The sequence below is a fragment of the Actinomycetospora lutea genome (genome assembly GCF_028737205.1).
In the GTDB taxonomy this organism is placed as follows: Bacteria; Actinomycetota; Actinomycetes; order Mycobacteriales; family Pseudonocardiaceae; genus Actinomycetospora; species Actinomycetospora lutea.
Genome location: NZ_JAQZAL010000031.1, coordinates 22,019 through 34,982, shown reverse-complemented (window position 1 = coordinate 34,982; position 12,964 = coordinate 22,019). Strand labels below are relative to the sequence as shown.

Annotated in this window: 16 protein-coding genes; 7 read left to right on the top strand and 9 right to left on the bottom strand. The window is 75.3% G+C overall.

The window, feature by feature from the left end; all coding sequences use genetic code 11:
- Positions 1 to 58 precede the first annotated feature (58 nt).
- On the top strand, positions 59 to 595 hold the full coding sequence (locus tag PHK61_RS26265) for a GNAT family N-acetyltransferase (protein WP_274283976.1): 537 nt from the start codon (positions 59 to 61) through the stop codon (positions 593 to 595).
- Between the two features lie 6 nt (positions 596 to 601).
- Here PHK61_RS26265 and PHK61_RS26260 read toward each other — a convergent pair whose 3' ends face one another.
- Positions 602 to 1,828: a MerR family transcriptional regulator gene (locus PHK61_RS26260; RefSeq protein WP_274283975.1), complete on the bottom strand. Its 1,227-nt coding sequence runs from the start codon at positions 1,826 to 1,828 to the stop codon at positions 602 to 604.
- 89 nt (positions 1,829 to 1,917) lie between these two features.
- Here PHK61_RS26260 and PHK61_RS26255 point away from each other — a divergent pair, with 89 nt between their 5' ends.
- The gene (locus tag PHK61_RS26255) at positions 1,918 to 2,661 is read left to right on the top strand and encodes a Clp protease N-terminal domain-containing protein (protein WP_274283974.1); all 744 of its coding nucleotides are present in this window, start codon (positions 1,918 to 1,920) and stop codon (positions 2,659 to 2,661) included.
- On the opposite strand, the gene PHK61_RS26250 is transcribed toward PHK61_RS26255, so the two are convergent.
- From PHK61_RS26250 to PHK61_RS26230, 5 genes are read right to left on the bottom strand one after another with little or no spacing between them, the layout of a single operon-like run.
- Positions 2,649 to 3,095: a pyridoxamine 5'-phosphate oxidase family protein gene (locus PHK61_RS26250; protein WP_274283973.1), complete on the bottom strand. Its 447-nt coding sequence runs from the start codon at positions 3,093 to 3,095 to the stop codon at positions 2,649 to 2,651. The two genes, PHK61_RS26255 and PHK61_RS26250, sit on opposite strands and share 13 nt — an antisense overlap.
- Positions 3,096 to 3,115: 20 nt before the next feature.
- Positions 3,116 to 3,847, bottom strand: coding sequence for an energy-coupling factor ABC transporter ATP-binding protein (locus tag PHK61_RS26245; protein ID WP_274283972.1), 732 nt, complete (start codon positions 3,845 to 3,847; stop codon positions 3,116 to 3,118).
- Positions 3,844 to 4,608 (bottom strand): cobalt ECF transporter T component CbiQ, encoded by a 765-nt coding sequence (gene cbiQ / locus PHK61_RS26240; RefSeq protein ID WP_274283971.1) that lies wholly within the window; start codon positions 4,606 to 4,608, stop codon positions 3,844 to 3,846. The genes PHK61_RS26245 and cbiQ overlap by 4 nt, the downstream gene beginning before the upstream one ends.
- Positions 4,609 to 4,610: 2 nt before the next feature.
- Complete coding sequence (locus PHK61_RS26235; RefSeq protein ID WP_274283970.1) at positions 4,611 to 5,024, bottom strand: PDGLE domain-containing protein; 414 nt, start codon at positions 5,022 to 5,024, stop codon at positions 4,611 to 4,613.
- Positions 5,021 to 5,698 carry an energy-coupling factor ABC transporter permease gene (locus tag PHK61_RS26230; protein WP_274284013.1) on the bottom strand — a complete coding sequence of 226 codons (678 nt, stop codon included), beginning with the start codon at positions 5,696 to 5,698 and terminating at the stop codon, positions 5,021 to 5,023. Before PHK61_RS26230 ends, PHK61_RS26235 begins: the two co-directional genes overlap by 4 nt.
- A 192-nt stretch (positions 5,699 to 5,890) precedes the next feature.
- Between PHK61_RS26230 and PHK61_RS26225 the strand changes: the two genes are divergently transcribed.
- Positions 5,891 to 7,198 (top strand): FAD-dependent oxidoreductase, encoded by a 1,308-nt coding sequence (locus tag PHK61_RS26225; protein WP_274283969.1) that lies wholly within the window; start codon positions 5,891 to 5,893, stop codon positions 7,196 to 7,198.
- Here PHK61_RS26225 and PHK61_RS26220 read toward each other — a convergent pair.
- Both PHK61_RS26220 and PHK61_RS26215 read right to left on the bottom strand, forming a co-directional pair.
- Positions 7,129 to 7,524, bottom strand: coding sequence for a VOC family protein (locus PHK61_RS26220; RefSeq protein ID WP_274283968.1), 396 nt, complete (start codon positions 7,522 to 7,524; stop codon positions 7,129 to 7,131). The genes PHK61_RS26225 and PHK61_RS26220 overlap by 70 nt on opposite strands.
- Positions 7,525 to 7,593: 69 nt before the next feature.
- A complete protein-coding gene (locus PHK61_RS26215; RefSeq protein ID WP_274283967.1) occupies positions 7,594 to 9,000 on the bottom strand; it encodes a cytochrome P450 in 1,407 nt (468 codons plus the stop codon).
- Between the two features lie 160 nt (positions 9,001 to 9,160).
- Here PHK61_RS26215 and PHK61_RS26210 point away from each other — a divergent pair, with 160 nt between their 5' ends.
- Both PHK61_RS26210 and PHK61_RS26205 read left to right on the top strand, forming a co-directional pair.
- On the top strand, positions 9,161 to 10,342 hold the full coding sequence (locus PHK61_RS26210; protein WP_274283966.1) for an isochorismate synthase: 1,182 nt from the start codon (positions 9,161 to 9,163) through the stop codon (positions 10,340 to 10,342).
- The gene (locus PHK61_RS26205; protein WP_274283965.1) at positions 10,339 to 11,046 is read left to right on the top strand and encodes an RluA family pseudouridine synthase; all 708 of its coding nucleotides are present in this window, start codon (positions 10,339 to 10,341) and stop codon (positions 11,044 to 11,046) included. Before PHK61_RS26210 ends, PHK61_RS26205 begins: the two co-directional genes overlap by 4 nt.
- Before the next feature lie 122 nt (positions 11,047 to 11,168).
- Here PHK61_RS26205 and PHK61_RS26200 read toward each other — a convergent pair whose 3' ends face one another.
- Positions 11,169 to 11,618, bottom strand: coding sequence for an SRPBCC family protein (locus PHK61_RS26200; protein WP_274283964.1), 450 nt, complete (start codon positions 11,616 to 11,618; stop codon positions 11,169 to 11,171).
- 57 nt (positions 11,619 to 11,675) lie between these two features.
- Here PHK61_RS26200 and PHK61_RS26195 point away from each other — a divergent pair, with 57 nt between their 5' ends.
- Both PHK61_RS26195 and PHK61_RS26190 read left to right on the top strand, forming a co-directional pair.
- Complete coding sequence (locus PHK61_RS26195) at positions 11,676 to 12,200, top strand: O-acetyl-ADP-ribose deacetylase (protein WP_274283963.1); 525 nt, start codon at positions 11,676 to 11,678, stop codon at positions 12,198 to 12,200.
- A 224-nt stretch (positions 12,201 to 12,424) separates the two neighbouring features.
- Positions 12,425 to 12,892 (top strand): L,D-transpeptidase, encoded by a 468-nt coding sequence (locus tag PHK61_RS26190; protein WP_274283962.1) that lies wholly within the window; start codon positions 12,425 to 12,427, stop codon positions 12,890 to 12,892.
- Positions 12,893 to 12,964 lie beyond the last annotated feature (72 nt).

The following is a 12,964-nucleotide window of genomic DNA, read 5'->3' as shown; positions in this document are numbered from 1 at the left end:
CGGGTCACACCCGACCCACAAGCAGCGGGCGGGGCGCCGCGGGGGCCAGGGTGGTGCCGTGTCCGACGCCGACGCGCTCGTCCTGCGCGCACCCCTACCCTCCGACGAGGCGGTGGCCCGCGAGGCGCAGGCCGCGCTGGCGGCGGACGGGTTCGACTTCGGGCTCCGGCCGGAGGGCGAGCCGTGGCTGGCCTACCTCGACCGGCTCGACCGCGAGCACCGCGGCGAGGACCTGCCGCCGGGCCGGGTGGCGAGCACCTTCCTCTACGCCGAGGTCGGCGGGCGGGTCGTGGGGCGGGCGTCGATCCGGCACACGCTCACCGACACGCTCTGCGTCGAGGGCGGCCACGTCGGCTACGCCGTCCTGCCCGCCGAGCGCCGGCGTGGTTACGCCACCGCGATCCTGCGGCGCAGCCTGGCGATCCTGCGCGACCGCGGCGTCGGGCCGGTGCTCGTGACCTGCCGCGAGGACAACCCCGGCTCGCTCGAGGTCATCCGCCGCTGCGGCGGCGTGCTCGACCCGGGGTGGCCGTCGTCGCACCCCGACGGTGACCAGGGCGCCGCGCTCCTGCGCTTCTGGATCCCGCCGGCCTGACGTCCGTCACCTCGCGGCCTCGTCGGCCACCTCGTCCAGCAACGCGCTCGACGCGCGGCTCGGGTACGCCCGGATGGTGCCGGTCGCGCGGAAGAACGTGTAGCTGAAGGTCCCGCCGGGCTCGGTGGTGCGCAGCAGGTCGCGCACGCCCGCGTCGAAGCGCTCGGGCGTGATCAGGCCGGCGGCGACGGCGGGCTCGCGGACCCCGGCGACCATCGCGGTGAAGGTGCGGCGCACGAGGCTGTCGGCGAGGTCGGGGCGCCCGGCGTGCGCGTGGGCGGTGCGCGGCACCACCGCGACGTCGTCGAACCCGGCGTCGGCGAGCAGCGGGTGCAGGCGCCGCCCGATCCCCGCGTCGCCCCCGGCCTGCCGCTGCAGCACCTCCTGGCAGGTGATCACCGCGCGGGCGTCGGCGCTGTCGGGGTGGAACGCGGTGGCGCCGTGGTCGCCCTCGACGACGGTGATCGTCCCGCCGGGCCGCAGCACCCCGCGCAGCGCGCGCAGTGCCTCGTCGGGCCGGGGGAGGTGCTCGAGCAGGAAGAACACGACGACGTGGTCGACGGGGCCGGGAGGGTCGTGGACGTCCCCCTGGCGGACCTCGACCCGGTCGGCGATCCCCGCGGCCTCGACGCGGGCGCGGGTGGCGCCGACCTGGCCGGGCTCGAGGTCGATCGCGGTGAAGCGCGCGCCCGGGCTGCGGGCCGCGAGCACGACGGTCTGGGCGCCGACGCCGCAGCCGGGCTCGAGGACGTGCGCGCCGTCGGGGAACGCGACGCCGTCGTGGAGCAGGTCGGCGAGCGTGGCGGCCTGGTCGCGCAGGCGTGTCGCCTCGGTCTCGTGGTAGCCGTGGACGTAGGACCCGACCATGGTCATCTCCCGGATCACGGTGGACAGGACGTCGTCGGACGGCGAGGCGAGGACCTCGGCGAGCCGGTCGCGGACCGTGCGCCGGCGCCGGAGGTCGGCGTCGACCCCCGCGAGGTGGGCGCGCAGGGTCGCGGCCGGGTCGGGGTCGGTGCCGTCGAGCAGCGCCGCGACCTGGTCGAGACGCAGACCGAGCGCCCGCAGCGTGATCGCGCGGTGGAGCCGGACGACGTCGTCGGCCGAGTACAGGCGGTGCCCCGCCGGCGTCCGGGACGGCGAGACGACCCCGCGCTCGTCCCAGTGCCGCAGGACGCGGACCGACAGCCCGGTGGCCTCGGCGAGCTCGCCGACCGTCCGCCCCGGTGTCATGACGAGAACGCTAGGACCTCACACCGTGAGAGGGGCAAGCGTCCACCTGGGGTTGACGAATACCCACATCGTCAACCTAAGGTGGACGCATGACCACGCCACCGACGCCCGTCCGCCTCGACGACCTCATCCACGCGATCACCTCGGTCCACACCGACACCCTCGAGCAGCTCCAGGACGCCGTGCTCGCCGCCGAGCACCTCGGGGAGGTGGCCGACCACCTCATCGGCCACTTCGTCGACCAGGCCCGCCGCTCCGGCGCGTCCTGGACCGACATCGGCAAGCGCATGGGCGTCACCAAGCAGGCCGCCCAGAAGCGCTTCGTGCCCAAGGGCTCCGGCGAGGAGATCGACTTCGAGGAGGGCTTCGGTCGCTTCACCCCACGGGCCCGCAACGTGGTGGTGACGTCGCAGGAGGAGGCCCGCTCCGCCGGCAACGCCGAGATCACCCCCGCGCACCTCGCGCTCGGGCTGCTCCACGAGCCGGAGTCGCTCGCGGTGCTGACGATGAAGGAGCTCGGGGTCTCGCCCGAGACGGTGCGCCGCACGCTCGTCGAGCAGCTCCCGGCGCGCTCCGACGAGGTCGGCGCGCTCATCCCGTTCGACGGTGCGGCCAAGAAGGCGCTGGAGCTGACGTTCCGCCAGGCCCTGCGCCTGGGCCACAACTACGTCGGCACCGAGCACATCCTGCTCGCGCTGCTCGAGCAGGAGGACGGCGCCGGCACCCTCACCGGCCTCGGTCTGGGGCGCGACGCCGTCGAGGGGCACGTCGTGCGGACGCTGTCGATGCTCTCCGGCGCCCCGCAGGACCCCGAGGCGCCTCAGACGCCGTAGATCCGGCTCGGCGTCACGAGCACCGCGGCCCGGCGCTCGCGCGCCATCGTCGCGTCGTACTCCACCCAGTCGTCGTGCGACCCGCCGGCGGCGCGGAAGACCTCGCGCAGCAAGGTGGGGACCCTATCGGCGTGCTCCCCTGTCACGCCGGTCAGCGGGTCGTCCGGCCCGGCGATCTCTCCTGCGCCCTCCACCGTCGTCCAGCGCCAGCCGGCCCGGACGGTGACCGTCATCCACGGCCGCGCGCGGAGGTTGGCGAGCTTCACCGATCCGCCCGCCGCCACGAGCGCCACGATCGGCGTCCCGTGCACCGGGTGGTCCATGACGCCGGCGTTGACCACGGACGACTGGATCGACCCGTCGGACCGGGCCGTCGACACGACGACCAGGAAGTGCTCACCGGCGGCCCGCTCGCGGAAGTCGTCGAGGTCCATCCGGCGAGCCTGGCACGCGCTCAGCCCAGCGCGAACCCGAACGGCAGCTCGAGGCGGTGGGCGGCGAGGAAGTCCGCGTCGGCGAGCAGCTCGCGGGTCGGGCCGTCGGCGACCACCACGCCGCCGTCGATCACGACCGAGCGTGGGCAGAGCTGCAGGGCGTAGGGCAGGTCGTGGGTGACCATGAGCATCGTCCGGTCGAGCCCGAGCAGCACGTCGGCGAGCTCGCGGCGGGCGACGGGGTCGAGGTGGGTGGACGGCTCGTCGAGCACGAGGATCTCCGGGTCGCACGCGAGGACGGTCGCGAGCGCGGCCCGCCGGCGTTGGCCGCCGGAGAGGTGCATGGGGGAGCGGTCGGCGAGCTCGGCGACCCCGACGGCGTCGAGCGCCTCCTTCACCCGCAGCGACAGCTCCGGCTCGGTGACGCCGAAGTTCGCGGGCCCGAAGGCGACGTCGTCGGCGACGGTGGGCATGAACAGCTGGTCGTCGGGGTCCTGGAAGACGATCCCGACCCGTCGGCGGATCTCCTGGACGTTGTCGCGGGTGACCTCCAGCCCGCCGACCGCGACCCGGCCGGCGCCGGCGCGGTGCACGCCGTTGAGGTGCAGCACGAGCGTCGTCTTGCCCGCCCCGTTCGGCCCCAGCAGGGCGACGCGCTCGCCGCGCTCGATGCGCAGGTCGACACCGAACAGGGCCTGGTGACCGTCCGGGTAGGCGAACGCGAGACCCGAGACGTCCAGAGAAGGGGTCACCAGGCCCAGTATCCGGACACCGCCAGCAGCGCGGCGGCGACGGCGGGGACCAGCGCGAGCGACCAGGTCGCCGTCGACGCCGAGGTCGTGGTGAAGGCGGGCATCGCGCCCGTGTAGCCCCGGGAGAGCATCGCCAGGTGCACGCGCTCGCCGCGCTCGTAGGACCGCAGGAACAGTGCGCCCACCGAGCGCACGGTCGCCCCGAGCTGCCAGACGAAGCGGGGGTCGTGGCCACGCGAGATGCGGGCCAGGCGCATCCGGCGGGCCTCGGCCGCGATCACCTCGAGGTAGCGCAGCATCAGCGTCGCGATCACGCACACCATCGACGGCACCCGCAGCCGCGAGAGCCCCGAGACGAGGTCGCGCAGCGGGGTGGTCGCCGCGAGCGTCACCGACACCAGGACGCCGAGCGTGCCCTTGACCAGGATGTTCCAGCCGGCGAGCAGCCCGTCGACCGACAGCGACATGCCCCACCACTCGACGCGCGGCCCGTCGGCGAAGAACGGCAGGAGCACCGCGAGCACGACGAAGGGCGCCTCGACGAGCGCCCGCGTCGCGAGCCAGCCCGGCGGGACGCGGGCCGCGACCCAGACGGCGACGAGCAGCAGGAACTGCAGGCCGAAGACCGTGAACGCCTCGCGGGGCGTCGCCACCACGGCGAGCACGAACAGGAACGCGACGACGATCTTCACGTGGGCCGGGAGCCGGTGGACGACCGAGTCGCCGGCGCGGTAGAGGGGGTGGGCGTGCCCGGCGGCCACCGCTACTCGACCCGGCTCGGAGTGTCGTCGCGCGACCCCCGTCGTCGCAGCACCCAGAACAGGCCCCCGGCCACGACCAGCGTGACGAGCACGCCGATGACCCCGGCGATGCCCACGGTGCCCTCGCCGCCGCCGACCGCGTAGTCGGCGAGCGGGCTGTTCGCGGTCGCGTGCTCGCCGGCGTTCTGCGCGATGCACTGCCCGCCGACCGGCTCGCCGGCCTCGTCGAGCTCGCACCCGGTCTGCGTCACCGCGTCGAGGCCGTCGGGACTGCTGCTCGCCGCGTAGGACACGACGCCGGCCAGCAGCAGGGCGACGACGAGGAAGCCGGCGTAGAAGGCCAGCGGCAGACGGGAGACAGAGCGTTGACGGGAGCACGCCGACAGGGGAGCTCGACCCGATCCAGGACCGTTCATGCGCGGGCCTCCTTGAACTGCAGCGTCGGGGTGGCGCTGCGCGTCAGGTAGACGAGGTCGGGCCGCACGGACGCGACGGCGCCGACGGTGAGCGCGGTGATGACGCCCTCGCCGATCCCGATCAGCGCGTGGAAGCCGGTCATCAGGGCGACCACGGTGCCGAGCGCCAGCCCCTGGCCGCCGATCGCGTACTCCAGGACGAAGCCCAGCGACGCGACCACGGTGTTCACCCAGGCCGCGACGAACGCCGTGGCGACCAGCCCGCCGCGGCTGCGCAGGGCGATCCGGCGCATCGCGACCGCGACCCCGTAGCCGACGAACGTGCCGATGAGCGCCATGTTCGTGATGTTGGTGCCGAGCGCGGAGAGCCCGCCGTCGGCGAAGAGCAGCGCCTGGAGCAGCAACACGATCGACACGCAGATGGCGCCCACGTAGGGCCCGACGAGGATCGCGCACAGCGCGCCGCCGAGCAGGTGCCCGCTGACGCCGGGGAGGATCGGGAAGTTCAGCATCTGGACCGCGAACACGAACGCCGCCACCAGCCCGGCCATCGGGGCGGTGCGGTCGTCGAGGTCGCGGCGCGCGCGGGCGACGCACACGGCGAGACCGAGCACGGCGACGACCCCGAAGACGATCGACGTCGGCGCGTTCACGATCCCGTCGCTCATGTGCATGGCGACGAGGTCGGTGGGTTCCACGAGGCACCCCCACGGAGCGGGCAGACCCACCCGGGCGGGTGGAGCGCAGCACAGTGTGTCGCAGGGATGCGGCTGTCGCACTAGTCGTGCGACAACCGGGACCTGGCCGAACGGAGGGTGTGGCCGGGGCGCTGTCGTGAACGCCCGGTTCCCCGGCATGCTCGTGCGGTGACGCAGCAACGGACGACGTGCGCGGTGGTGGGTGGCGGGCCGGCGGGGATCGTGCTGGGCCTGGTGCTCGCGCGCGCCGGGGTCGCGGTGACGGTGCTGGAGAAGCACGGCGACTTCCTGCGCGACTTCCGCGGCGACACCGTCCACCCGTCGACGATGACGCTGATCGACGAGCTGGGGCTCTGGGACCGCTTCACGCAGCTGCCGTGGAAGCCGATCGAGTCGGTGCGGGTGGTGCTCGACGCGGGGCCGGCGCAGATCGGGGACCTGACGCTCCTCGGCCGTGTCGGGGTGCCGCACCCCTTCGTCGCCATGGTCCCGCAGTGGCACCTGCTCGACATGCTCGCCGCCGCCGGCGAGGAGGAGCCGACGTTCACGCTGGTGCGCCACGCCGAGGTCACCGACCTGGTCCGCCGGGGCGGGCGCGTGACCGGCGTGCGGTGGGGCGAGGGGAACGAGCTCGCCGCCGACCTCGTCGTGGCCTGCGACGGGCGCGACTCCCGCGTGCGCGAGCGCTCCGGCCTGCCGCAGCGCGACTTCGACGTGCCGATGGACGTGTGGTGGTTCCGGCTGCCGCGCGAGGAGGACGACCCGGCGGGCGGGCTCGGCCGGCTGACCGACGACGGCCGGATGATCATCATGATCGACCGGGGCGACCACTACCAGGTCGCCTACCTCATCGCCCGCGGCACCGACGCAGAGGCGCGGCGCGGGCCGGTGCAGGCCCTGCGCGACGAGCTGCGCCGGGCCGCGCCGTGGCTCGGCGACCGGGTCGACGCGCTGACGACCTGGGACGACGTCAAGCTCCTGCGGGTCACGCTCAACCGGCTGCGGCGGTGGGCGGCGCCGGGCCTGCTCTGCCTCGGCGACGCGGCGCACGCGATGTCGCCCGTCGGTGGGGTCGGCATCAACCTCGCCGTGCAGGACGCGGTGGCGGCCGCGCGCCTGCTCGCCCCGGTGCTCGCCACCGGCGATCCCGACCCCGCGGCGGTCGACGCCGCCGCCCGCCGCGTGCAGCGCCGGCGGAGCGTCCCGACCGTCGCCACCCAGACCGCGCAGCGCATCGCGCACCGCGTGGTGGTGCGCAACGTCCTGCGCGGCGGCGGGCTGGGCGTCGGCCGGCTGCCGCTGCCGGTGCGGCTGCTGCAGAAGGTGCCGGCGCTGCAGATCGTGCCGGCCTACCTGGTCGGGATCGGCGTGCTCCCCGAACGCGCGCCCGCGTGGGCGCGCCGCGGTCAGGACGCGAGCGCGAAGAACTCGAGCGCGTTGCCGTCGGGGTCGGTGAAGGACAGCGCCCAGCCGTAGTCGGCCTCGACGATGCCGCTGTGCGTGACGCCGAGCTGGTCGAGGTGGGTCTGCCACGCGGCGACCGCGGGCCGGTCGGCGCACGCGAAGCCGACGTGGTCGAGGCCGGGCGCGACGACGTCGAACGTGTCGCCCGAGCGCGCCCCGTCGTGCGCGGTCAGCCCGAACAGCTGCCCGCCGGCCAGCGCGAACACCTTCCGCTCGAACGGGCCGTCGGACAGCGTCATCGCCGGCTCGACGCCGAAGAGCCGCTCGTACCAGGGCTGGCTGGTCGCAAGGTCGGTCACCGACAGCGCGACATGGGAGATCGAGGGCAGCTCGGGCACGGGGGCCTCCGTCTTCGGTGAGGAGTGGCAGCGAACGGTCCGTTCGCTGCGGTCGGGCCGGCGGTTCGCTCAGTCCGCCCGCACCCCGAAGCGTCGCGGCCCGCGCAGCACCGTCGCCACGCGGGGCACGAACCGTCCCGCGGGACGCAGGCGGGGCAGGCGCTGCGCGAGCATCTCCAGCGCGACCTCGCCCTCCATCCGCGCGAGGGCGGCGCCGAGGCAGTAGTGCGCGCCGCCGGAGAACGCGAGGTGTGCGACGGTCTGCTCGCGGCGCGGGTCGAAGCGGTCGGGGTCGGGGTGCACGGCGGGGTCGCGGCCCGCGCTCGCCAGCAGCACGAGCACGCCGGTGTCCCGGCGCACCGTCCGCTCGCCGAGCGCGACGTCCTCATGGGCGAAGCGAGCCGTGAGCTGCACCGGCGGGTCGAAGCGCAGCGTCTCCTCGATCGCCCCGGCGGCGAGGCCCGCGTCGGCGACCAGGTCGTCCCACGTCCCGCTCGCGTGCAGGGCGCGGACGGCGTTGCCGACGAGGTTGGTGGTGGTCTCGAACCCGGCGATCAGCAGGAGCTGGGCCAGCGAGACGAGCTCGTCGAGGGTGAGCGTCTCCTCGTCGAGTGCGTGCACGAGCTGGGAGATCACGTCCTCGCCGGGGTCGGCGCGGCGGCGCTCGACGAGGTCGGCGAACAGCGCGCGCAGGTCGGCCGTCGCCCGGGAGAGCGCGTGCGCGTGGCGCACCGAACGGACGCCGTCGAGCGCCGCGCCCACGACCCGGCCCCAGGCCGCGAAGCGGGGCGTGTCGACGTCCGGGATCGCGAGCAGCTCGGAGATCACGCTGATCGGCAGCGGCGCCGCGAGCGCGGCCACCAGGTCGAACGGCGCGTCGGTCGGGGCCGCGTCGAGCAGGCGGCCGGTGACGGCGCGGGCGGTCTCGCGGTACTGCTCGAGGCGACGCGGCGCGAACGTCGGCTGGGCGAGGCGCCGCAGCCGCGTGTGGTCGGGGGCGTCGAGCCCGAGCAGCGAGAGGTCGATCGGCTCGAGCAGGGCGGCCTCGGGATCCGTCGGATCGCCCCCGGTGCTCGCGTCGTCGGTCTCTGAGGCGCCAGCTCCCCTATCGGCGTGCTCCCCTGATCGCTCCGTGTCGCGCGGGTCGAAGGGCATCCGCCCGTCGGCGAGCCGGACACCGAAGCGGCGGTCGCGCAGCACCGCGGTGCACGCCTCGTGCGTGGCCACCGCGCGGATGCCGGTGCGGCTGCGCGCGAGGCCGCCCCCGGCCGCGGCGTCGGCCCGGAGCCGGGCGTAGGTGGGGTACGGGTCGAGGCGCCACGGGCGGTGCATCAGCCGCGCGACGGGGTCGCCGCGCAGGGCCAGCGCCAGGCCGCCGGCGCGCATCGCGACGATGCGGGTGCCCAGGCGGAGGTCGGCCCGCCAGCGCGGCAGGGGCGAGGGCGCGGTCCGCGGGTCGGCCTGGTCCGTCGTCACATACCCAGAGTATGACGGTGCGGCGCGTCACGCCCTCCCCGGCTGGACCGGGCGTCGGCGGGCGCGGAGGGTGGAAGGTGCCGGTCGGGGACGTCCCGGACAGGCGTGGTCCCGCCTCGTGCACCACGATGACGGGCGACACGGCAGGGGGAACGGGAACGTGACGAGCACCAGCCCGGCGGCACGCGCGCCGCTCGGCGCCGTCGCCGACCCGGTGCGGCTGCTCCGCTCCTGGACGCCCGGCGACGGCTCCTGGTTCTCGGGGCCGCAGGGTGCGCTGCTGACCCGCGGCACCCGCACGCTCCTGCCCACGGGCGACGCCGACGCCGTGCTCGCGCACCTGCGCGGCGTGCGCGCCGGCCCCGCGCTCGCCGTCGGTGCGCTGCCCTTCGACCGCGCCGCGCCCGCCCACCTCGTGGTGCCCGAGCACGTCGAGCGCGCCGGCCCCCTCGGCGCCGTCCTCGTCGCCGGCCCCGGCCGCGCGCCGCTCGCCGGCACCGCCCACCCGGTGCCGGCCCCGCACGTCTACGAGGGGATGGTCACCGAGGCGCTGGTGCGCATGGCCGCCGGCGCGCTGGACAAGGTCGTGCTCGCCCGCGCGCTCGAGGTGATCGCGGACGGGCCGGTCGACCCGGTGCCGATGCTGCGCGAGCTGGCCCGCCGCGACCCGCGCAGCTACCTGTTCGCCGTCGACCTGCCGCCCGACCGGCCGGGCGCCCCGCGCACCCTGCTCGGCGCCAGCCCGGAACTGCTGCTCTCCCGCCGCGGGAGCACCGTGAGCGCGAACCCCCTCGCCGGCTCGGCGGCGCGCGCTGCCGACCCCGACGAGGACCGCCGCCGCGGCGAGGACCTGCTGGCCTCGGACAAGGACCGCCACGAGCACGCGCTGGTCGTCGCCGACGTCGTCGAGCGCCTGCGCCCCGTCGTCGACGGCCTCGAGGTGCCCGCCGGGCCGTCGCTCGTGCGCACCCCGACCCTGTGGCACCTGTCCACCACCGTGCGGGCGCGCGCCACCGACCCCGACGCGTCGGCGCTGCACCTGGCGCAGGCGCTTCACCCGACACCCGCGGTGTGCGGGGTGCCGCGGCCCGCCGCGCACGCCGCGATCACCGAGATCGAGCCGTTCGACCGCGGCTTCTACACCGGCGCGGTCGGCTGGACCGACGCGCGCGGCGACGGCGAGTGGGTCATGGCGCTGCGCTGCGGCGAGGTGCAGGCCGACCGGGTCCGGCTGTGGGCGGGCGCCGGGATCGTGCCCGCCTCGCACCCGCCCGACGAGCTCGCCGAGACCGCCGTCAAGCTGCGCACGCTGCTCGACGCGCTGGGGCTCGACGAGGCGTGAGCACCTGGGACGAGGTGCGCGCGGGCCGCGAGCTGCTGCGCGACGAGGACCTGCTCGTCCTCGACAAGCCGGCGGGCTGGTCGGTGATGGGCGAGCGCCACGACACCGACCTCGTCCGCCTGGCCCGCGACGCCGGCGAGACGCTCTGGCCCGCGCACCGCATCGACAAGGTGACCTCGGGGATCGTGCTGTTCGCCCGCCGCCTCGAGGCGCACGGCGACCTCACCCGCCAGTTCGCCGACCGCTCCGTCGCCAAGACCTACCTCGCCGTCGCGACCGGGACCGGGCTGCCCGAGCGCGGCACGATCGAGCTCCCGCTGTCGGTGGGCCGCAAGAACCGGGTGCGCATCGCGGCCCCGCGCGAGGCGATCACCTGCACCGACGGCGTGTGGTCGGTGCCCGACGACGCCGTCCTGGCCGGCGAGGTCTACCCGTCGACGACGACGTTCGAGGTCCTGCGCGCCGGCGACGACCGGACGCTGCTGGCGGTGACCCCGACGACCGGGCGCCGCCACCAGATCCGCGTGCACCTCGCCTGGATCGGCCACGCGCTCGTCGGCGACCCGCTGTTCACCAAGAACCCCGCGACGCGCACGGGCCTGCACGCCTGGCGTCTCGGGTTCACCGGCCCCGACGGCGTGCGGCACGACCTCGAGGCCCCGCCGCGCGAGGACTTCGACGCGCTGGGGCCTGCGACGTCCTGACGCCGTGGGACATGCGGACGACCCGGGCCGGTCGCTCCCGACCGCTCGGCCCTCCGGCCGTCGTCCTGACGAGAACGCTTCGACCCGCGGAGCGAATCCGCGGGAGCGTCGATGCCCTCGGCTCAGGCCAGCGCCTCGGCCAGGTTCCCGATCGTCATCCGCATCTCGTCCGGCGTGACCTCACGGATGCGCGCCAGCAGTTCGGGATCGGTCAGCTCCGCCCAGTCGTGGTAGTGCGTCACGACGGTGCGGTCGTCGCCGTCGGGCTCGAGCTCCCAGCCCCACACGTGCCCCGAGGGCGTCGCGCCGACCCGCGCGGGCATCCAGGCCAGCGCGCGGTCGGGCTCGTAGCGCACCACGTGGTTCTCGACCCGGTAGCGGCCGCGGTCGGGGTGGTCCATCTCCATGACGAACACGTCGCCGACCTCGGTGATCGCCAGGTGGGTGTGCGAGGCATGGACCGTGCCGCTGCCGTCGAGGTCGGGGTGCCGGTCGGGGTCGGCGAGGAGGGCGAAGACCCGCTCGACCGGGGCGTCGAGGGTGTCGGTCACCGAGATGCGCGTGTCGCTCACCGCGCGATCGTCCCAGGGGTGGTCGTGGGCGGCCCGCGCGCGGGGTACTCGACGCCCATGAGCTCGCCGGAGATCACCCTGCACCGCGGCGACATCACGAAGGCCGAGGTCGACGCGGTCGTCAACGCCGCGAACTCCGGGCTGCTCGGCGGCGGGGGCGTCGACGGGGCGATCCACCGCGCGGGCGGGCCGGCGATCCTCGAGGCCTGCCGGGAGCTGCGGCGCACCACGCTGCCCGACGGCCTGCCGACCGGGCAGGCGGTGGCGACCACGGCCGGGGAGCTCCCGGCGCAGTGGGTGATCCACACCGTCGGCCCCGTGTACGCGAGGTCGCAGGACCGCTCGGAGCTGCTGGCCTCGGCCTACCGCGAGTCGCTGCGGGTCGCCGACGAGGTCGGCGCGCGGACCGTGGCGTTCCCCGCGGTGTCGGCGGGCGTGTACGGGTGGCCGCTCGACGACGCGGCGCGCATCGCGGTCACCACCGTGCGGAACACCGAGAGTGCGGTGCGCGAGGCACGGTTCGTCCTGTTCAGCGACGAGGTCTACGACGCCTTCGCCCGGGCGGGCGAAACGAGTGGGTGACGGGTCCGTCCTCTCGGACGCGCTGTGCGCATGACGCTCCAGACCCACTGAGGTTGTGGGCCGAACCGGTTCCGGTGACGTGCTGCTGACCACCGTGAACCGTGCGTGACCCCGTCGTCACTGCCTCGTTGTGCCGGTCGGATCACGCGGTGTGGGAGCCGCGGGACGCGAGCGAGGGGCAGGACGGCATGGCGGGCAGGCATCGCAGGGGGGCGCAGCGCGGGGTGCCGACCGGTCGGATCGCGGTCTCGATGGCCACGATCGGTCTCGGGGCGCTCCAGCTGGGCGGGGTCGCGCTCGCCGCGCCGGCGGGGAACGCCGGCGGCGTCGACGGCACGTCGTGCACCGACGCGCGGATCAAGGCGTGCGTCGACCTCTCGGAGAACCGCGCGTGGCTGCTCGACGGCCAGGGCACCGTCGTCTACGGCCCGGTGACGAACAGCCACGGGGCCGAGGGCCACGAGACCCCGCCCGGCGACTACATCATCCAGCGCAAGGAACGCCACCACGTGAGCCAGGAGTACGAGGGCTCGCCCATGCCGTACGCGGTGTTCTTCGACAACGAGGGCCGGGCGTTCCACGGCGGCAGCACCGACCGCCAGTCGGCGGGGTGCGTGCGCCTCGGCCCGGACGACGCGAAGCGCTTCTTCGAGCACCTCGACCCGAACGACCGGGTCCAGATCGTCGAGTAGCGGCCGGACCGGGCGACCGTGGCCGGGCGCGGCGGGCGAGGGGCATCCGAGGGGGGTGCCCCTCGCCCGTCC